Origin of the sequence: Neobacillus drentensis, assembly GCF_036962765.1 — a bacterium.
GTDB lineage: Bacteria > Bacillota > Bacilli > Bacillales > Cytobacillaceae > Neobacillus > Neobacillus drentensis_C.
Window position 1 is genome coordinate 1 of the sequence record NZ_JBALOS010000023.1, and the last position, 20875, is coordinate 20875.

A 20875-nucleotide genomic window follows, 5' to 3' on the forward strand; every position below is an offset into this window, starting at 1 on the left:
AGAACAAACTAAGTTAATACTTAATGATATATTTTATCTAAATTTTGACTATTCTTTGTTTTTTTGATAGTCGGATAATTTTAGCCTACATGGAGTTCACTGATTGCTGCAGTAGACCATGTTATATGTATTAACAGACAAACAGGAAGTATCATATATGGTTTTTTCAATATATCAAGCTTTAAAACCTCAACTGCATTTTAGGAATATGACAAGCATATTGAACACCTCTATCTGAATGAAAGAAGAAAGTTTGATACCAAGAGAAAGTTGGATTACGTGAATATGTTTAGCGACAATTTAATTTCCAAGGAAGATTTAATTGAATACAAAGAACTAACTGATCAAAACCTAAAAGAATTAGATTTGGCTAAGACTCAGCTTATAAAGAAACTCGAAGAGTGTACAAATGAGAACTACACTCTTGAAATGGGAAATAAGCTTAAAGATTTTCTTTCGCTTAAAGATCTTACCTCTCAAGTATTACATTCACTTGTTGAGAAGATTACCTGTAACAGCCAAGGTGATATTCGTATCCATTATAACTTCGTAAATTCTTTTCAGTAATAGTCCAAATAATACGAAATAAAGTTACTTCAATTTGTAAGAAAACATCAAAAGAAGCCTTTGCAATTGATAAATTTTGTATATAGGATGGCTTAATACCACACCCCATCATGCCTTATTTTGAATAACTGATTTAATAAATTGTCTAACTCTTGACTACATTGAATGGTTTTGGAATGAAGAAATCCATACCGCTTATTAATATCAAATAATTCATTTCTTTTTTCCTCTATCTCTTTTGTTACCTGTTTTAATAAAGTAGCCATCTCTTTACTCTCCATTCAAATAACTCTCCAGTAAGAATTCTATCTTGATGTGATTGCCGAAATTAGCGGCCCTAACCACCTTTGTATGCATCCTTTAAATCAGGGTGATTATAGTCAATCCCAGTATCAAGAACAGCTACTTTTACGCCTTCTCCGGTAATGCCTTCCTTATGTAACTTGTCAATCTTAAAATAAGGAATACTCTCAACAGAAGTTGTGATTTCTCTATCAACATCTGTTGGAAGATCTTGCTTAATAGGATCAACAATAGGATCAACCGTAAAGGTCTGGTTTTTGTAAACAGCTTGGACAACATCAGATTCCAATAGGAGTTTTACTTGATCGGCTGGCAATGTCATCGATACGCCGTTATAAGCTTTTTTAAAGGTCTGGGTGATGGAGCTAGAAATGCTTTTTGTTTTAGAGTTCTCTTGAGGCAAGTGTTTTTTGATGTCTTCTTTAAACGTTTTATGTTCTTTCTCTACTTTCGCAGCAGCGTCTTCAATTTTTAATGTTTTGCCTTTTGCAGCAGCTGCTAATACAGCTACTTTACTAGGATCCGATTTGAATTGGACAATGACGGATATATCTTCTTTCGAAGCCAACTCCGCCTCACTGAATCCTTGCAGGCCTGTAGGCTTGTTCACTTGCAATTTATGCAATGCTTCACGTTGTTCCTTTGTTAAAGATGACAGAATGTCCGCTGTCTTAAGTTCTTGTGCTACTGCTTCAATGGAAAGTACCGAATGAATAGGTGAGATTATTAAGCCAGCTGAAAATGCCATAGCAGCTGCTTTCTTAAGTAATGAATTAAATTCCATAATACCCTCGCTTTCTAATTTTGATAAACATTTCAGAATACTAGTAATCAACCGTCATTTTCTTAAAATTCCGAATTTTCTACACTGACCATGCCTCTTTTTTAGAGTAATATTATCCGTATGTCCAAGAGTTAGAGATTCATTGCAAGTGTTTTGAAGTTCTTGCACCAGAACCAAATATATAATATAAGCTGCTTCAGTTAATATTCTTGGCTACTGCATCTTATATTAAAACTTTAAGTTTTTACGCGTTTATTGTAAAATCATGAAATATTATGGTAACCATAACATTATTTTATTGATATTCAGCACTATACTAATATGCAAAATCCAAAAAATCAGGTTCTGGTGCAAAGATAAAATAAAAGAGAATATATCGATATATTCCTAGTGGAATCGTATCTTATGCTACAAGCCTAAACAATTGAGGGATGAATCCTTTCTGAATTTTGGACAGACTGATCTTGTAAATCAATCTGTTCTTTTTTAATCATTTGCATGGCTTCTACTCCTGAAAGAATGGATATAGTTGTGTCAAAAGACTTGAACCCTAACATTAGAAGGACTCGCCTCTTAATGAATCGATGATCCTGTTCCACGATGGTGTTCAGATATTTTACTTGTCTTATTTGGATGCTTTCCGGCATCTTTTTTTCATTTTTCAACTGTTGAATCGCTACTGGATAAGCTGGACTTTTTATCTACTGTTATTACACGAGGTCTGGCAACATACGAAAAAGCCAGGGCTTTTTTCAAAAAGCGCTTGGCTGATTTGGCATCTCTCGTTTTACCAAGGAAAAAGTCAATGGTATTTCCTGTTGAATCGACTGCACAATATAAATACATCCATTGTCCTTTTACTTCGATGTACGTTTAGTCCACTCTCCATGAGTCATTGGTTTTTTTGAAATGACGACGGATTCTCTTATCCAATTCAGGACCATATTGATGTATCCAACGCATAATGATTGTGTGAGCAATGGATAAGCCCCGTTCCTCCATCATTTCCACTAAATCACGAAAAATAAGTGTGTACCGTAGATACATCTCACCGTTAACAAAAGATTGTCAGCCAGTTAATGCTTCCATTTGAACAAATTTTGTTTTTCCATACTGATTACACACCTTGTTTAAAGTAATAGTATCAGTATGTCCAAGAGTTAGAGATTCATTGCAATTGCTCTAAAGTTATTGCACCAGAACCTGTTCCACCTGTCATAACGTTACCTCGCCACTAATAACGGTGTTATATCACTACTAAAATAATATCGTTCGACTTTTTTACTCCATAGTAGAAATGCTATTCCAAATTTTTTGGATTACATTAATAAAAGATTGAATTGTTACTACGTTTTCTTTTTCCTTCAACGTAATGATAGAGGTTTTTACTTTTACCTTGTTCTCAGTAACTAGGATCGGGACTAAATCACCATTGCTAATTTCTTAATCCAACATTTAGAAATTGTAAAATCAATCTAAAGAAAGCAAAGGATTGTTTTACATCAATAATTTGTACCCCAAGGCCCACTTTCTTTTTAACGAAAAAAAATCCCAAGCGTCCTTCTTTTTACATTTAGGCTCCAACTTGAACAAAAGCGAAAATTAAGTCACATTCTTTGGAAAGGGAATCTGTATCTTAATATAGAAGAGAAGGTTATAAAAAATTAGAAAAAGAGTAAAAATTACCCATTCAAAACACATTGTTTCATGTATAAATTAAAAGAATGAAAGTCACCACGGTATTCCCAGTTACATTTTTATTAAAAAAGAAGGCCTATTGTTGAAAAGGAAAAAATTTTTTTATTGGATCATCCCAATTGTGTTAGCTGCTTTTTTTGGGAATGCGGTGTATGCTGCACAACAGCCAAAAGCACCTGAAATAAAGCAAACTTCTGCTTTAAAGGGGCAATTCTACCTTAAAGACATTGTGAAAATCTACATTCCATCTACATATAATGTAGATCAACCCATTGATAACACACCATATGTTAATAAATCGCTAGAGATATTCTCAAAAATGTTTGGAGGGGCAACAGCAATCGATGGGACAGGAGCCTGGCTCTCAGATAATGATCAGTTAGTGAAGGAAAAATTATCCATCGTCTATAGCTTCGCAGGAGATTTGAATAAGAAAAAAATAAATGAAGTAGTTGCCTACGCTAAATCTCTTTAGGAAGAGATGAAACAATCATCCGTATCTCTTGAAGTGAATGGGAAAATGTATTTTATCGAGTAACTGCTATACCTTTTATGGCAAAGAACAAAAAGAGGGGATGTCCCTAAAGTATAAGTTTTTAAGAGAAACCCCTTTTTGTATAGCGTTACTAGGTGTACTACTATGCTCATAGTTACAAATTTTTCCGTAACCCTGAATGAAAAAGAGAAGCTCTTCGTCCATGTACGACGAAGGGGTGCTTCTCTTTTCTTTCTTTCTTTTCTCATAATCATTTCGGTATATCACCAACACTAAAACCAATATACAGGATTTGCCCTAAATAATTATTCTATACCAATTCCATCAAAAAACCTAAAACACTTTGGAATAGAATAGTGTTTTAAACCATTCTCTCTTGAATAATCCCAAAAATTACTCATATGATAAAAAAATTTTATATTTCATTATAAAAAGTCCTTAACAATTTCATCCGAGGAAGTTTAAACTTCTGTTGAAAACCCCTATTCCCTTACAACACCTTTTTTAAGAATAACGTTTGCATATGTCGCCTTTTCACTAGTAGCAACTATGGCAAATGCTTTTTTTGCTCGTTCATAAAAAGCAAACCTTTCTACCATATCAAAGTCTGTAAACGATTCATCATGTTTCTTTACGATCATTCTGTACTCTTCCCAGATTACTGGCTTCGTGTCGTCTCCCGGTACTACTTCCATTAAAGATACTGGATTTTCTACATATGTATCGAGTGGAAAAAATTTTAATGTGGCATCTAACAATTCCAGAATATCATGACCGTCAGCTCTTACGATTCTTTGTGCACAGCTTGCAGAAGGAAAATTCCCATCTGCGAACACTATTTCATCACCGTGTCCCATCTCCATGAGGATTTTTATTAGTTCAGGGGACAGTATGAACGGTATACCCTTCAACATAAACATACCTCTTTTCCTCAAAAAAAGAATGTGCCTTACCGACAATCCTGCGGAAAGCTTTAGTTTTCGATGTTTTCATTTAAAAGAAATAGTATAAAATTGGATAGTGGCGATTTATACCCTATTCAATTCTTTATCCAGCACCTTTTCTGGAACAAATCTATTTGTTAATGCACCTAGGTTTTCTACTTCAACCGTCACAACATCGCCAGGCTTTAAATAAACTTGTTTTTCTTCTGGCAATCCTAACACAACTCCTTCAGGAGTACCTGTTAATATGATGTCACCGGGAACTAGAGTCATATGTTTGGAAATATAACTTACAATTTCGGAAACGGAAAAAATCATATCTGCCGTAGTCGAATTTTGGCGTACCTCCCCATTGACAATTGTCTTTAAACGTAGGTTTTGAGGATCTCCGACTTCATCGGCCGTGACCAAATAAGGACCCATAGGACTAAAGTCATCACATGTTTTACCAAGCAGCCATTGTGGGGTCTTAAGCTGCAAATCTCTTGCAGACAAATCATTTACTGTACAATACCCAAAAACATGATCAAGAGCGATATCTTGTGAAACATCTTTTGCCCTCGTTCCAATAACTACACCTAGCTCTACTTCATAGTCAAGCTTTTCAGTCACTTTAGGCACGGCAATCTGACAATGATGACCTGTCAATGTATTATTAAACTTGTTAAAAAGGATCGGTACTTCAGGATAAAGTGCATTTGTTTCATCCGCATGCTTCCGGTAATTAAGTCCGACACAAATGATTTTATTTGGATGTGTGACACATGGCCCCCATTGTATATTATTTTCATCCAAGACATATGGAACACCCTCAGAAATTTCAAGACCAGTTACAAAACTTTCTAATGCAGACAATGCTGGGAGTCCGCCTTCGATAACTTCCATCACTTTTGATGGTATGTTATCGCCTCCAATACTGGATAAAGCAGCTTCCACATCAACGATCCCGTTGGTTGTTTTCACACCAAGAGATGGCATCCCATCCTTTACAAAAGTTAAAAGTTTCACCTATACTCCTCCTCTTAATCTATCAAGCTTTTATATGCTCTATTCTTTTACGCATTTTTACCAAAGACGACACCGCCATCAACATAAAGTGGAGATCCCATCATAAACTTAGATTCATCCGATGCTAAAAATAGTGCAGCATTTGCAACATCTTCCGGTCTTCCAAGTTCACCGCTTAATTGACGGGTTTTGATTTGTTCAATTGCTTCGTCTGGATTGTCGTAAGATGTTTTTAAATAGTTTTCCACGAAAGGAGTGAAAATCGTTCCAGGCAACAAAGCATTCACACGAATATTGTAGGGAGCATAATCCACCTGCATTGATTTTGTAAGTGATAAAACGGCTCCTTTTGTCGTAGCATAAGAAGCTCTTCGCGCCAGACCAATTTCAGCAATACATGATGACATGTTAATAATGGAGCCGCGTTTTCTCTTCATCATATGGGGCAAGGCATATTTACTCGGCAAATAAACGCCTTTAATATTGACATTGATCACTCTATCCCAGTCTTCTGGTTCAATTTCATGCAGCTGGCCTACACCGCTTATGCCGGCATTGTTAAAAAGAACATCAATTCTAGAGTATTTGTCGATAACATGTTGGATCATTTCTTTGACCGAGCAGGAATCCGTTACATCAGCCTTAATGAAAAGTGCTTCTGTGCCTAATTGAGTAATTTCATCTACTGTCTGATCTCCATCATTTTCATTGATATCATTTACAACCACAACGGCACCTTCTTTTGCAAAAAGAAGTGCTGTGCTTTTTCCTATGCCAGAACCAGCCCCTGTGATTAGACAAATTTTCCCCTTTAATCTCATAACATTCACACCTCTCGTTATATATCCATACTTGGAAAATAGGAATCTTATAAACTAATGCCGATTCGATTAATACTGAATTCTTGATGACCAAGAATTTCTGCCTTTGTTAAACTGCCGGTTGCTACATTAACAATTTCCTTAAAAATATGTTTTCCAGCTTGTTCTAAGGTTTCTTTTCCTTGTAGCACATTGCTTGTATCAATATCAATGTTATCAGCCATACGTTTTCCGGTTCGTTCGTTTCCAGTAATTTTAATGACTGGAACGATCGGGTTTCCTGTCGGAGTCCCGAGCCCTGTTGTAAAACATACAACGTTTACACCTGCTGCTGCCATGCCCGAAACACATTCAATATCATTACCCGGCGAATCCATAAAATAAAAGCCTCTACCAGGGATAGGTTCTGCGTATTCCACTACACCTTGCAAGGATGAAGTCCCTGCTTTACTAATGCATCCTAACGATTTTTCTTCAATGCTCGAGAGTCCACCCTCGATATTTCCAGGGCTTGGATTGCCGCCGCGCATATCGACTCCCATACGTTCGATTTCTTTTTCAAACTTTTCGACACATGAATAAAGTTTTTCGCGGACATCTTCGGAGACAGCTTTCTCCGCTACAATATGTTCTGCACCGATAATTTCAGTTGTCTCGCCCATTACGATGCTTCCGCCTTCGCTAATGATTAGATCCGAAGCTTTTCCTAAAGCAGGATTGCTGCATAACCCGGATGTTGCATCTGATCCACCGCACTTCACTCCGACAATAATTTCAGATAAATGAATGTCTTCTTGAGGGGTTTGTTCAACTTGCGAGACAAGCTCTCGAGCAGCCTCTATCCCTTTTTGAATGGCTTTCACTGATCCTCCTTCATCTTGTATGTCTATCCATAAGACTGGCTTTCCTGTCTCTCTAATTTCATCCCTAATTTGTTTGGCGTTCATTACTTCGCACCCAAGGCTGACGATTAAAACAGCTCCGACGTTTGGATTTTTCCCCATTCCTACAAGTACTCGATGTGTCCTTTCCTTATCGTCACCTACCTGGCTGCAACCATGTTGATGGGGAATCGCGACAGTTCCAGATACTTGTTGCCCGATTCTGTTAACTACCTGGTTTGCGCAAACAACAGTCGGCATTAGTAAAACATGGTTTCGTATACCTGCTTTTCCATCCGCTCTGCGATATCCTTTAATTATTGTCATTGTGATTTCACTTCCTGTTCTGTTTTACAATCTCCCCGTCCTCGAATGCCTTCAATATTATGGACATGGACATGTTCTCCTTCATCAATAAACTCAGTCGCAGCACCGATTGAATCACCATACTTAATAACATGTTCCCCTTTGCGAATCGGACAAAGCGCTGCTTTATGACCAAATTTCACATTTTGAAGAAGAGTTAATGTAGACTGGACTCCGTTTACGCTATATGAAATTTTTTCACCTTCTTTCATGTCACGAAGTAAAGTTACTACATTATCTTTTGCGTCCATTACAATGCAAGATACACCTGCTTCAAATGAATGTTCTGCCATTTTTTACACCTCACTTTTACTGATTTTTTTAAGTTGCACATGATCCCATTCCGGTTTGGGACCCGCAGCATAGCCGATCGTTGCACCACCGTCAACAACAATATTCTCACCTGTCACGAAAGATGAATCATCACTGGCTAGAAATAAGGCAACGTTTGCAATTTCTAACGATGAGGCCGTCCTGCCTAACAAATGGGAGCGATCTTGCGCTTCTCGCGCCTGTTCCGTGTTCTCCTGTTTTTGTAACCAGTTTTCGAATAAAGGTGTTCTTACCCCAGCTGGACTTAATGAATTGACTCTTACTTCATATGGGGCAAAATCGATTGCCATCGCTTTGGTTAAGGCAATGACCGCCCCTTTCGTTGCGGAATAAGCGGCGTTGTTTTGCTGACCAACCACTCCTGTCATGGAAGCCATATTAATAATGCTTCCTTTACAATTTCTGAGACAATCGGTCGCATATTTGATGGTTAGATACATGCTTTTCACGTTAATTTCAAAAAGGTTATCCCATTCATCACTCGTGATCTCCTGTAGCTTCTTAGGTAATATGGTTCCGGCATTATTAAAAAGAATGTCAATCTTAGTGAATGAATTGACTGCAGTGGTCATTAATTGTTTAACGTCAAATTCATTGGACACGTCACACTTCATGCCGTGTGCCTGATATCCTTTACTTTGTATGCTTTGAACTAACCGATCTATTTTTTCTTGATCGATGTCAGCAATGATCACTTTTGCTCCTTCTGAAGCAAATAATTGTGCAGACGTCTCTCCGATTCCACTAGCGCCACCAGTGATGATAGCTACTTTGTTGTGTAATCTCATTCTTAATCCTCCTAGCTTTCGTTGTCTGCCTCATCTTAGTGCAGCTTATAAAATCTAGCGGCATTTTTACCAAAAATGCCTTGTAAGTCGTTTCTTGATAAGTTCTCTGGCAATGTTTCTTTTAATGTTTCATAAACTTGTTTATAGTCTCCAGCTAATAGACATACAGGCCAATCGCTCCCAAACATTACCTTCTTCGCACCAAATACACTAATAATATGTTGGACATATGGTTGTATATCGGAGGAAGAAAATGGATGTTTTGCTTCCGTTATCATTCCTGAACATTTACACATCACTTTTTCGTAAATGGCTATTTCAGCCATATGATCCTTCCAAGGTTCCAGAATGCCATTGGCGATGTCTGGTTTTGCAATATGGTTAATAACAGCTCTTAAATTCGGAAATATTTTTAACAGTTTAATAATGTAAGGAAGATGTCGGGGAAAAACCAAAATGTCAATTGGAAAATCATCATGCACCAACAACTGAATGTTGTTAATAACTTCAGGACGCAAAATCCACTGATCATCGTCTAAATCCTGTAACATTGGCCTTATTCCGACAAATCCGTAATGGCTTTTAAATCTCTTATACTCTATTTCAAAATTAGCTGATTCCAAGTTTAACCAACCGACAACACCGGCAATAAAATCATTCTGTTCATACAGCCTTAATAAATATTCTGTTTCTGCTAGTGTAGGGGCGGCCTGGACCAGAATCGTTCGATCAAATTGATTTTCCTTTAGATGAACAAGTAAATCCGTTGGCAAATAATCGCGATATAAGACTCTCAATTCAGGGGTTAACCAACCGTAATCTCCTCGATAAAGTGTCCAAAAGTGTTGGTGTGAGTCAATTCTCATATCAGCATCCCCTTCGTAAAATGGTGAATAATTTTTGGTGATAATTAGAGGCTGCTCATTCTGAGCAACCTCATGATTTTATTCATAAAGGACAGCCTTGATCTCTTCACTATCAATATTGTTTTTATCGTACCAGAAGAACCCAGTATCGATATTCTTTTCAATCTTTTCGCCTTTTTTCGCTTGAACGGCTGCTTTTACTGTTTCATAGCCGATACCAATCGGATTTTGAGTGATTGCCCCTGCCATAAGCCCGCTCTTAATTGCTTCGATTTGTTGTTTTCCGGAATCGTAACCAATTACTACAAGGTCGCCTTCCTTTTTCATCTCTTTCACAGCATTTACAACACCAATAGCAGAACCTTCATTGGAACCAAAAACTCCTTTTAAATCTGGATGAGCTTGCATGATTGCTTTTGCAAGGTCAGTTGATTTCAGGTGGTCACCTCCGCCATATTGGATATCAACGATTTCAATATCCGGATATTTATCTTTAATTTGATTGACAAATCCGTCACGACGGTCAATACCGGTACGACTCGTTTGATCGTGTACAATTAAAGCAATTTTTCCTTTTTCCCCAATTAACTCTGCCATCTTATCTGCTGCAAGAGCGGAAGCAGCTACGTTGTCAGTAGCAGCAGTAGCTACTGGTATATCACTTTCCACCCCAGAGTCAAACGCGATTACAGGAATATCTTTTTGTTTCGCTTCTTCAAGAAGAGGAATTGCCGCCTGGCTATCAAGTGCTGCGAAACCAATAGCATCAGGACTTTTATCAAGGGCAGCTCGCAGCATCTCGATTTGTTTGTCGACTTGTGATTCGCTCTCAGGACCTTCGAATGTTACTTCAACATCGAATTCTTCAGCTGCTTTTTCAGCACCTTGTTTCACAGCTTGCCAGAATTGATGCTGGAACCCTTTTGAAACAACCGGAATATAGATTTTGTCACTCTTTCCTCCACCTGATGATTCTCCCTCTGTTTTTTCAGATGACGAGCATGCATTTAGAACAGTTACAACAATCAACACTAAAAGCATTAAAAATGATAGCCTTTTTTTCAAATCCTTCTCCCCCTTAAGGTTAATAATGTATATAGTTCCTATTGGAGCTAGTACCAATAGTGAAATTTTTATGCCTTTTTCCTGCGCAGGTTATCGGCATAAACAGCTAAAAGAACAACAAATCCAACAACAACCGTTTGCCATTCTTGTGGAACTGAAAGGATACGTAATCCATTTGTCAAAACACTCATAATTAAAGCGCCAATTACCGTGCCTAAAATGGTTCCTTTTCCACCGCTAAGAGATGTTCCACCAATAACAACTGCTGCAATCGCTTCCAACTCATAACCCATTCCAAGTGCCGGTTGAGCAGAGTTTAATCGCGAAGCCATTAAAATGCCTGCAACACCTGTAAAAACACCGGCTATCGTATAAATAATCACTTTCCAGAAATTCACGTTTACACCTGAAAGACGAGTAGCTTCCTCATTACTGCCAAGAGCAAAGGTATATCTTCCAATAATCGTTTTATTTAAGATTAAACCACCCAGTACTGCCATTCCGAAAAAGATTAAAACTGCATTTGGAATTTCAAACCCGGCAACAATGGAACCTGTAGAAATCTTAGGGAACCCGGGACTAGCCGTAAAATAAATCGGCTTTGTTCCAGAAATAACTAAAGCCAATCCCTTTGCAATCATCATCATCGCTAACGTTGCAATAAACGGAGGGATTTTCAGCTTGGCTACAGCTAATCCTGCCAATAAACCGGAAATGGCTCCCGTTAAGATTCCTCCCAATACGCCCAAAGGCATGGGCAATCCCCAAGAAGTGATAAATACACCTGCCATGACTGAACACATAGTCATTACAGTCCCTACAGATAAATCAATGCCCCCCGTAATAATGACAAATGTGGCACCTAAAGCTAGGATTCCGGTCACGGAAGTTGAAAGCAGGATTCCTATAATATTAGAAAATTGAAAAAAATTACTTGATGAAATAGAAAAGAAAAGAATTAGAATGATTAAGCTGGCAAACGCCAATAACTGCTGCACTGCCCCAGATTGTATCGGTATTTTTTTCTTCAATGGCAAGTTCACTGATTCTACTTTCATTTTGCTCCCTCCAATTAATTATTAGAAACTAGCTTATACGTTGAGTTGCATACTTCATGATCGCTTCCTGTGAAGCGTTTTCAAAATTGATATCACCGGTGATTCTTCCTTCGCACATGACAATAATACGATGGCTCATACGAAGAATTTCAGGCAGCTCCGAGGAAATCATGATAATTGATTTACCTTGGGCCGCTAACTCATTTAGGAGATTATAAATTTCGCCTTTTGCTCCAACGTCAATTCCCCGAGTAGGCTCGTCAAAAATCAAAATATCACAGTCACGTATTAACCATTTGCTGATAACAACCTTCTGTTGATTTCCACCTGAAAGGAACTTCACTTGCTGATTGATACTTGGTGTCTTAACTCTTAACATTTTCACCATTTCTTCTGAAACAGTGGCAATCTCTGAATCTTTCGTCCAACCAAAAGGTTGTCTGAATTCATTAAGCGAGGCAATGGCTATATTTGTTTTTACATCCATATCTACCATCAACCCGAACCGCTTGCGATCTTCTGAAAGGTACCCGATCCCACGCCTAACGGCATCATGTGGACTTCTTATTCGTACTTTTTCTCCATGTAGGTATATTTCTCCTGAATCAATACGGTCTGCACCAAAAAGTGTGCGTGCTACCTCTGTACGGCCGGCACCCATAAGGCCCGCAAAACCGAGAATCTCTCCCTTATTTAAATGAAAGCTGACATCTTTAAGAATGGAACCTCGATTCATATTCTTTACTTCAAGAACCTTTGTGCTGCTTACCTTATCTACAATAGGTTTTGAATTTTGATCGATTTCTCTGCCCACCATCATCGAAATAATCTTGTCGATCGAAACATCCTTTGTTGTTACCGTATCGACATAGCTTCCGTCACGCATAACCGTAATTCTATCGGAAATTCGTTTTAGCTCTTCCATACGGTGAGAAATGTAGATAATGCCTACCCCATTTTTCCTAAGCTGATTGATGATTTTAAATAGCGTTTCTATCTCAGAGTCTGTTAAGGCTGCTGTAGGTTCATCCATAATCAATACTTTTGATTGAAAGGAAAGCGCTTTTGCTATTTCAACCATTTGCTGCTTTGCCACTGTTAGTTCAGAAACGAATGCACGAGGATCGAGGTTCAGATTCAATTGGTCAAATAATTGCTGTGCCTTCTTATTAAGTTCGTTGTCATTTATAATTAAATTAAATACTTTTCTCGGCTCTCGTCCGATAAAAATATTCTGTGCAACCGTTAGATCAGGCATTAGATTGAGTTCTTGGTGAATAATACTGATGCCCAAGTCTTGTGCTGTTTTTGTATTCGAAATATCTACTTCCCTACCTTGATAAACTATTTTTCCTTCATCTTTTTGATAAATACCGGTAAGAATCTTCATAAGAGTCGATTTTCCGGCACCATTTTCACCAATAAGAGCAAGCACCTCACCTGCTTCTAATTCGAGCCGCACATTGGATAGAGCTTGAACTCCTGGAAACCCTTTGTAAATCCCTTCCATCCTAAGCAAACTAGAACGCATTTTACCACCAGCCTTAATTGCATTATTTTCTATTACCACTATTAAACCCGACAAACAGCAATGGTGTTATAATTTATTGAATTTTTAGTATGTTATCGATAACAAAAAAGTATCATTTTTAATTATTGACGTCAACCTGTTTATACATATATTAAATTTAGAAATATAGATTGTGAGAAAGGAACTTGACATGGTTATCATTTTGAAGTTGCTATATTGCTTAGGTTTCTACAGTCACATAGTGGATGTGAGTTTTTAATCGCTCCTTTAGGGAATGATTTCTTAACTTATTTAACATAAATGGAACCTTAATCTATCCGTCAACATAATTAAGAGATAAATATTAGGACACCTACTTTCTGACAAGTAAGTGTCCCCTTCACGAATGATTGGGTGTTTAAAAGATTTAATCTTTATAATCGGTTCGTTAGGCATTCCATAGCATTCCAACGTTCTATTGGCAGAGTTGCATCTTCATCAAGATCAGCACGATCCTTCTCAGACATATGATTTTCAAGCGCTTTATTATTAAGATCCTTCATATTAACCGCCTGTTCAACATGCTTTTTTTCATCGTTATGTCCAGCCTTTGCAATATTATTCTTTAACTGAGTTTCAAGTAGCTATTCGATTTCACCCTCGTTCTCATACTGCTTTAGAGATTCATGAGGATAAGGGATTTTCAACCGTTTCTCCAATATTTTTAAATGTTCGGTCGTTAGTAAGCACTGTTATATGCCCCAAGAGATTACACTCTCTTTACGCATTTGTAGATTCTGTCCCGTATCCGATTAGAAAACTGTTATTGTTTGACATGTACAATGTTAATTACTACTCAACCATGCATCTGCCCAATCACCGTGATCGGCTCCATTGCCATTACCGCCATCGGTCACGATCAGTTTAAGCTGGTGTATCCCTTCCACACTGATATCAACTTTCTTTGTTTCGGAAGCAGCCTTCATTAGACCACTATCAAAAAGTTTATTTCCATCTCCCCAAACTTGGAATACCACACTCGCAGAAGTGGTGTCTCCCATCTCATCGTCTATACCAACTTCTGAGGTGAAACGTGAGTAATCACCGCCAAGATCATAAACAATTTCTGATGCTGCATGTACACCGATTCCTTTTTTATAGACTTTTCCGTTCAAGGTAATTGGCTTTCCGTCTCCAGCAGGCTGTTCATTGTTGCTCATATCTCTCTCGATAGGTCCCCAGCCGTTAACAGATCTTTCCCATTCCATATCACTAAGGTAGGCACCACCTAAAATGACTGACACGTTAGATGAAGAGACCGGTGTGTCTTCGATCAGTGCTGAGACTTTCAACTCCTCAGCTCCAGTAAAATTAGACGGAGGAATTGCTTCAAAAGTGAAAACATCCTCAGAATTGGCAGAGATCTCAAAAGATTGCTCAATAGGTTTAATCGTCCAGCTGTCTGGGGCATTTACCTTAAGCTTCCCATTAGTAGTATTGGAACGGTTATTCTTCAAGGTAGCCTGTATTGTGGCTGTTCCACTCTCCTTAGGAATCGACTTCGGAACTACAGACACTTGAACAATTTCTACCGCAGACCGTACATCAATTTCCTTGGAAGCTTCAACAGAGCCATTCATGACATTTGCCACTGCCTTGATCTGATATTTATTCGACTTAGCATTCAAAGCTACTCCTAATCTTACCTCGGTTGTGTAAGAATCTCCCGGCTTTATACTCGGAAAGCTTATTTTAGCCGGTTCAACATTCCAGCCTTCCGGGGTAACGAACGTCAGCTCTCCCGAAGGACTATTTTCGGTACCAGGATTAGTTAATATCACCTTGGCCGGTACCGTTTCACCTGCTGTCGTACTTTCCATTACATCAAGTTCAACACTTAAGAGCGATTCAATTTTATACGTTTTTCCAGGTTCGGTTTGAAAGGTAATGGTGTCTCCATCCAGTTCGTATTTTACCTTTTTGTTGTCCCCTACCCGATTGATGGAAAACGGACCATTAAAGATTGAGCTTTTTATTTTTGCTTTGTTCCCCTTATCTGATGTCAGTAAAACCTCTGTTGGTTGACCACCTTTCCAGTTTGCGTTGACAGTGAATCCGCCTCGTGCTCGGAGCCCTTTATAACTTCCGTCCTCCCATGCATCTGGTAGTGCAGGAAGTAAATGAATTATCCCCATATGGCTTTGAAGAAGCATCTCGGCTACTCCTGACGTTGCTCCGAAATTCCCATCAATTTGAAACGGCGGATGGGTATCGAATAGATTTGTCAGCGTGCTATGCTTTAACTGTTCAGAAAGCATTTTGTGTGAATGGTTACCATCCAAGAGACGTGCCCAAAAATTAATTTTCCACGCTTTACTCCACCCAGTGCCCCCATCACCACGGGCAGTAAGTGACTCCTTTGCCGCCTCGGCATATTCAGGCGTAGTTAACGGCGAAATTTGTCTGCCTGGATGCAATGCAAACAAGTGTGAAACATGTCTATGTGTATTTTCCGGGTCATCCCAGTCTTGTTTCCATTCTTGCAATTGTCCCCATGATCCTATCCGTAAACCTGGATCGAGCTTCTGTTTGATCTCGTTCAACTGTTCACTGAATTTCTTGTCTTCGTGTAAAATATCACTCGCTTCGATCGTGTTTGTGAACAAATCCCAAATAATCTGTTGTGACATTGATGCTCCGCCGGAATATGAACCTTGTTCAGGTGAGTAGCTTGGTGTGGCGATAAGTTTTCCGTCTTTAGGATCAACAACAAGGTTATCGATCCAGAACTCTGCAGCATCTTTCATGATTGGATAAGCTGTTTCCTTAAGAAACTTTTTATCCCCCGTAAAGGCATAATGTTCCCACAAATGTTGAGTCAGCCACGCTCCGGCCTCAGGGAAGTAGAATGACGACCACCAATTCTTCGGCCCTGTATGGTCGAATATGTTCATTTCGTTATGGGTAACCCATCCGTCAGCTCCGAAATGGATTCGCGCGGTTTCACTTCCTCTTTCCTGCATTTTATCGATGTAATCGAACAATGGAAGGGTCGTTTCACTAAGGTTTGTCACTTCCGCTGGCCAGTAATTCATCTGCAAGTTAATGTTCACATGGTAGTCTGAACTCCATGGCGGATTTGTTGAGTTATTCCAGACACCCTGTAAATTAGCCGGCAATGAACCTGTACGGGATGAGCTAATTAGCAGGTACCGTCCATACTGAAAGAAGAGGTTTTCAATAGCTCGACTCTGACTGTCCTGTTTATTGCCCGTATAGGACTTTAACAATTCGTCTGTTGGGACTTGGGGCTGTTTTTGGCCAATATTGAGTTCGACTCTATTGAATAACTCATGATAGTCTTCTTCATGAGCGCGAAGTAGCGTATTATAGGATTTTGCCGATGTAGCATCAAGGTTTTCCGTTACACGGGCATGCGGATGTTCCCCCTTATATGTTGGGTATTTATGCTCGTAGTCAGTACCCGCAGTCAAAATAATTGTAACAGCGTCGGCATTTTGTACATTGACTTTGTCAGTGCCAGTTTCTAGTGAGCCCCCCTCGTTCTTTACCTGTAATTGTGACTCAAAGTTCATCTTATTGCTTAAACTGCCCGTCAATTGTAATCTTCCATCAGAAGCAGTAATGTTTGTATCCTTGTGCGGTGATGTTAAATGAGTAGCAAAACTCAATTTCCCTCGTTCACTTGCTGTTAAATGCATCACTACCACTTTGTCAGGATAACTCGCGAAATATTCACGTTTGTATGCTACACCGTCAACTGTATAAGTAACTCGTACGACGCCATTCTTCAGGTCAAGCTCGCGACGGTAGTTTTCCACTTTTGATGAAGAATCAAAATCAAGGTAAATGTCTCCAAAATTTTGAAAGGCACCAAATGCACGATCGGTGTTCATGAGACTATTTGCCGCCTGATCAGCTTCGCCCCATTTTTCTTGCTCAATCAGACGGCGAATGTTGGCCAACGGCTCTAGATTTTGTTCTGTCCAGTTACCTCCTGTATAACCTTCCCACTCACCTGGACCTCCTGTCCAAAGCGTTTTTTCATTGAATTGGATGTGTTCTTGGTCTACACCACCGAAAATCATTGCGCCCATATAGCCGTTTCCGATTGGTAAAGCTTCTTTTTCCCAATCCACAGCTGGCTTTTGATACCATAATGCAAGGTCGGAATCCGGAGGTGCTGCTTTTCCGGTATATGTAATTCCGTTCATTGAAGAAGCTTCACTTCCCTGTTTTTCTATTGCTTTGACATTAAGAATTGTGTCACCTACACTACTAAAAATCAGTGTAAGTGCAAGAATGAAAATAAGATTCGAGGAAAATAGTAACTTTATCGGATTTTTCTTAGTCAAATTAAAACACCCTCCTTTTATACTTAAACTAGTGAAATCATAAAAAATGTAATACATCTATCAAACTATTTCATGCAAATCAACTCCCCCATATCTGCCTTTTGTACAATAATAGTAGCTGCGAATTCAAGGGATGAGTCAAAACCTTTTCAAACAACAACTATGGTACAAACATTGGCAAATTATAGTTTTTTGACTTTTCTGTATGTTATCGATAACATAAAATTAACAATTTTTCATTTTGATGTCAATCATTTTTTTAATCACTTTAGCAACACTAAGGAAATTAAAAATAAAGCCGTGTTAAGTGGATATAACGAAGGACTATACAGATAAAATTCTTAGGGAGTTATCGATAACATGTTTAATATTGATGTCACCCTGATTATAAACTATATTAATAATAGGAAAAATTAGATTTAGAAAGGATCTTCTACATGATTACCATTTATGATATCGCTAAAAAGGCTAACGTTTCTCCAATGACAGTATCCAGAGTAATCAACAACTCTGGAAAAATTAGTGAAAAGACAAGAAAAAAAGTTGAAGAAGTCATAGAGGAACTCAATTATATTCCAAATAATGCAGCAAGAAGTTTAATTTTAAAAGAATCGAAAATTCTTTCCTTGATCATCACCGATATTACAAATCCTTTTTACACAAAGGTGGCACGCGGTGCGGAGGATAAGGCAAAACAAATGGGCTATCGCTTGCTTCTTAGTAATAGCGATGAAAGCTTGGAAAAAGAAACGGAATATGTTAAAATGCTTCTTTCTGCAGGAGTCGATGGAGTTTTAATCGCTCCTTCAGGAGATGAGTCGAAAAAAAATCTTAGAACACTTATCAAACATAAAATACCGTTTGTTTTAATTGACAGGGAGATTCCGGAAATTGATTGTGATCTTGTACTTGGTGATAACTATCAAGGAACCCGAAAATTAATTGAGCACTTAATCGACGAGGGACATTCCAGAATTGCATTAATCAATGGACCGTCCAATGTTTCAACAGCTCGCGCACGGGAAAGAGCTTTCATCGAAACGTTGCAGCTCGCTGGGATAAAACCGAATAAAAAACTTTTGGCGAATCTTTCTTTCATGCAGAATGATGCATATCCACTTATTAAAAAGATGATGTCTTTACCAGATGATGAAAGACCAACTGCAATTTTTGCTGCAAACAACTTTATTGCGATTGATACAATTAAAAGCCTTCGTGAGTTAAATATTCATGTACCTAAAGATATCGCAATCGTTTGTTTTGATGATCCTGATCCAATACCTGACTTTAATCCTTTTTTGACTGTAGCTTCACAGCCTGCCTATAATTTCGGCTATATTGGTATTCAACTTCTTATTGAAAGAATTGAAGGCAACGGTCCTAAAGAAAAACAAAAAGTGATTCTTCCTCCACAAGTGCTGGTTAGAAAATCATCTATAAAATGTAGTAAATAAGATTTCAATAAAAAACAAAGGAATGGCCTAAGATTCATTCATATTCTATCTCTTTTAATTAGTATCAATTTGCGATGCATCTTTTGATGATACTAGTATATTTCATGGACACACCTTAGTTAATTTTTCCATATTTGACTAAAATGATAATGAAAGGATGTGTCCTTTATGGGGAATCAAAATGCAAACAATAAATTTATGCAGACTTCAAGAAAGTGATAGTTGATTTTTATAGTTCTAGTAATCCAGTAAAAAATATCTAGGCCGTTTCATCGTTGCCAATAAGCGATAAAAAAATGTTTTATTATGTAAAATGAATACGTTTTTGCATAAGTTTATCCCTAAAAAAAATGGGATACAAAACTTCAAATTTTTTTTAAAAAAAGCAGAAACGGTTTTGAACTGCTTCCGCTTTTTCATTTTATTACTTTTTCATTAATAAATAGTTTACCAGCTGCAGTTTTTCTCGTTTCATTTCCATAGGCATCTGTAAATTTTTACTTCAACCTCTGCGCCAGGTGCTTTAACTTTTGAGGTTGCCGTATAATAGCCTACATAATGCCCGGGGAGGTTTCCATCATTAGGAATTCAGTTGCATTTGCCAATTGGTTTACAGTATTCGTAAATGGCATTCTGATTGCAAACACAGTTTTTAAACCAGCTTCACTGTCAAATTCTATTTTAAAAGATTTGCCTGATTTCAAAATTATACCTTCTGCTGTCTGCAAGTTCTCTACGAATGGAGCTGTAAATTTAGCATCAACCACTACAGATTTTTTCAGAATGTTTCCAGCTTTATCCTGCGCTATTACTTGAATAGTATTTTCCCCTTCCGATAAAAGGACGCGATGAGAATATTTACCTTTATTATTCTCGACTTTTTGCCCATTTACTTTAACCCAATCCAAGTTCTGGTCTGATACGGTACCCTCTACTGTCACTGCCTCCCTATTTGTTTTTAAGTTGTTAACAGGTTTATCAATAGAAAGCTCTGATTTTGTCTTGTCATATATCACCTTAACAGGGGCTGAGGCATCTGTTAAACCATTTGCGGCCGAAGGCTTTAGCAGTGACCGAGTTCTCCCCTTCATTCAATTCTATTTGTGCAGAGAATCTGCCATTTTTAGCTGTTTATACTGTTGCAGCTTTCTCTCCATTATTATATATAGTAACTGTGGTAGTCGGGGCTGAGTTTCCTTCTACAATGACTGTACTTTGATTCGTAAATAATCCATCTCTCGGTGATGTGATAACAGGTGCTTTAACTTCATAGTTAACTGTTGCGGAATCATGAAGTTTCCATAAACTTCTGGTGCTTTAGTAAATCCACCTCCAGCAAACATATAGTTCCGTCCTGAATATTTACCATTTTCATCTGCTGCAAGTCCTGGGCAATTCGGATTTGGTGCAGTCTGTATATAAACCATGTAGAAATCTCCGTTTACTATAATTTCATGCGAACTTAGATCTACAAATGTCCACTCACCATTTCTTAATGCAGTTGCATTAAATGGTCCTGCCAGTTTCCTAAGCTGGACTTTTATCTACTGTTATTAC

Annotated in this window: 19 protein-coding genes and 1 pseudogene; 3 read left to right on the plus strand and 17 right to left on the minus strand. The window is 38.1% G+C overall.

Translation table 11 applies throughout. The features are described from left to right. Positions 1–285: 285 nt before the first annotated feature. A complete protein-coding gene (locus V7137_RS03730) occupies positions 286–567 on the plus strand; it encodes a hypothetical protein (protein WP_335696816.1) in 282 nt (93 codons plus the stop codon). Between the two features lie 92 nt (positions 568–659). Here V7137_RS03730 and V7137_RS03735 read toward each other — a convergent pair whose 3' ends face one another. The 3 genes and pseudogenes from V7137_RS03735 to V7137_RS03745 all read right to left on the minus strand — a co-directional run bounded on the left by V7137_RS03735 (position 660) and on the right by V7137_RS03745 (position 2730). Continuing rightward, on the minus strand, positions 660–848 hold the full coding sequence (locus V7137_RS03735) for an aspartyl-phosphate phosphatase Spo0E family protein (RefSeq protein WP_256358551.1): 189 nt from the start codon (positions 846–848) through the stop codon (positions 660–662). A 56-nt stretch (positions 849–904) separates the two neighbouring features. Beyond that, the gene (locus tag V7137_RS03740; RefSeq protein ID WP_335696817.1) at positions 905–1654 is read right to left on the minus strand and encodes a protease inhibitor I9 family protein; all 750 of its coding nucleotides are present in this window, start codon (positions 1652–1654) and stop codon (positions 905–907) included. A gap of 403 nt (positions 1655–2057) precedes the next feature. Next, a pseudogene (locus tag V7137_RS03745) lies at positions 2058–2730 on the minus strand (IS6 family transposase). 704 nt (positions 2731–3434) lie between these two features. Between V7137_RS03745 and V7137_RS03750 the strand changes: the two are divergent. Next, positions 3435–3827 carry a DUF3574 domain-containing protein gene (locus V7137_RS03750; RefSeq protein WP_335696818.1) on the plus strand — a complete coding sequence of 131 codons (393 nt, stop codon included), beginning with the start codon at positions 3435–3437 and terminating at the stop codon, positions 3825–3827. 503 nt (positions 3828–4330) lie between these two features. Here V7137_RS03750 and fucU read toward each other — a convergent pair. From fucU to V7137_RS03810, 12 genes are all read right to left on the minus strand, one after another. Beyond that, positions 4331–4762, minus strand: a complete 432-nt coding sequence (gene fucU / locus V7137_RS03755) for an L-fucose mutarotase (protein WP_335696819.1) — start codon at positions 4760–4762, stop codon at positions 4331–4333. A gap of 114 nt (positions 4763–4876) precedes the next feature. Continuing rightward, a complete protein-coding gene (locus V7137_RS03760) occupies positions 4877–5800 on the minus strand; it encodes a fumarylacetoacetate hydrolase family protein (RefSeq protein ID WP_335696820.1) in 924 nt (307 codons plus the stop codon). Between the two features lie 47 nt (positions 5801–5847). Beyond that, complete coding sequence (locus tag V7137_RS03765; RefSeq protein WP_335696821.1) at positions 5848–6621, minus strand: SDR family NAD(P)-dependent oxidoreductase; 774 nt, start codon at positions 6619–6621, stop codon at positions 5848–5850. A gap of 47 nt (positions 6622–6668) precedes the next feature. Continuing rightward, a complete protein-coding gene (locus V7137_RS03770; protein WP_335696822.1) occupies positions 6669–7829 on the minus strand; it encodes a UxaA family hydrolase in 1161 nt (386 codons plus the stop codon). Next, the gene (locus V7137_RS03775) at positions 7826–8161 is read right to left on the minus strand and encodes a UxaA family hydrolase (RefSeq protein ID WP_335696823.1); all 336 of its coding nucleotides are present in this window, start codon (positions 8159–8161) and stop codon (positions 7826–7828) included. The genes V7137_RS03770 and V7137_RS03775 overlap by 4 nt, the downstream gene beginning before the upstream one ends. Before the next feature lie 3 nt (positions 8162–8164). After that, positions 8165–8989 (minus strand): SDR family NAD(P)-dependent oxidoreductase, encoded by an 825-nt coding sequence (locus V7137_RS03780; protein ID WP_335696824.1) that lies wholly within the window; start codon positions 8987–8989, stop codon positions 8165–8167. Positions 8990–9024: 35 nt separating this feature from the next. Continuing rightward, positions 9025–9855 (minus strand): amidohydrolase family protein, encoded by an 831-nt coding sequence (locus tag V7137_RS03785; protein ID WP_335696825.1) that lies wholly within the window; start codon positions 9853–9855, stop codon positions 9025–9027. A 78-nt stretch (positions 9856–9933) separates the two neighbouring features. Beyond that, positions 9934–10920: an ABC transporter substrate-binding protein gene (locus tag V7137_RS03790; protein WP_420490086.1), complete on the minus strand. Its 987-nt coding sequence runs from the start codon at positions 10918–10920 to the stop codon at positions 9934–9936. Positions 10921–10988: 68 nt separating this feature from the next. Then, complete coding sequence (locus tag V7137_RS03795; protein WP_335696826.1) at positions 10989–11978, minus strand: ABC transporter permease; 990 nt, start codon at positions 11976–11978, stop codon at positions 10989–10991. 28 nt (positions 11979–12006) lie between these two features. Continuing rightward, complete coding sequence (locus tag V7137_RS03800) at positions 12007–13509, minus strand: sugar ABC transporter ATP-binding protein (protein ID WP_335696827.1); 1503 nt, start codon at positions 13507–13509, stop codon at positions 12007–12009. Positions 13510–13922: 413 nt separating this feature from the next. Continuing rightward, on the minus strand, positions 13923–14051 hold the full coding sequence (locus V7137_RS03805; RefSeq protein WP_335696828.1) for a hypothetical protein: 129 nt from the start codon (positions 14049–14051) through the stop codon (positions 13923–13925). Positions 14052–14333: 282 nt separating this feature from the next. Then, positions 14334–17864: a glycosyl hydrolase family 95 catalytic domain-containing protein gene (locus V7137_RS03810; protein ID WP_335696829.1), complete on the minus strand. Its 3531-nt coding sequence runs from the start codon at positions 17862–17864 to the stop codon at positions 14334–14336. Between the two features lie 437 nt (positions 17865–18301). Between V7137_RS03810 and V7137_RS03815 the strand changes: the two genes are divergently transcribed. Then, complete coding sequence (locus V7137_RS03815; protein ID WP_335696830.1) at positions 18302–19318, plus strand: LacI family DNA-binding transcriptional regulator; 1017 nt, start codon at positions 18302–18304, stop codon at positions 19316–19318. A 551-nt stretch (positions 19319–19869) separates the two neighbouring features. Here the strand turns inward: V7137_RS03815 and V7137_RS03820 are convergent. Further along, a complete protein-coding gene (locus V7137_RS03820; RefSeq protein WP_335696831.1) occupies positions 19870–20409 on the minus strand; it encodes a hypothetical protein in 540 nt (179 codons plus the stop codon). Between the two features lie 108 nt (positions 20410–20517). Beyond that, a complete protein-coding gene (locus V7137_RS03825; RefSeq protein WP_335696832.1) occupies positions 20518–20745 on the minus strand; it encodes a hypothetical protein in 228 nt (75 codons plus the stop codon). Between the last annotated feature and the right edge of the window lie 130 nt (positions 20746–20875).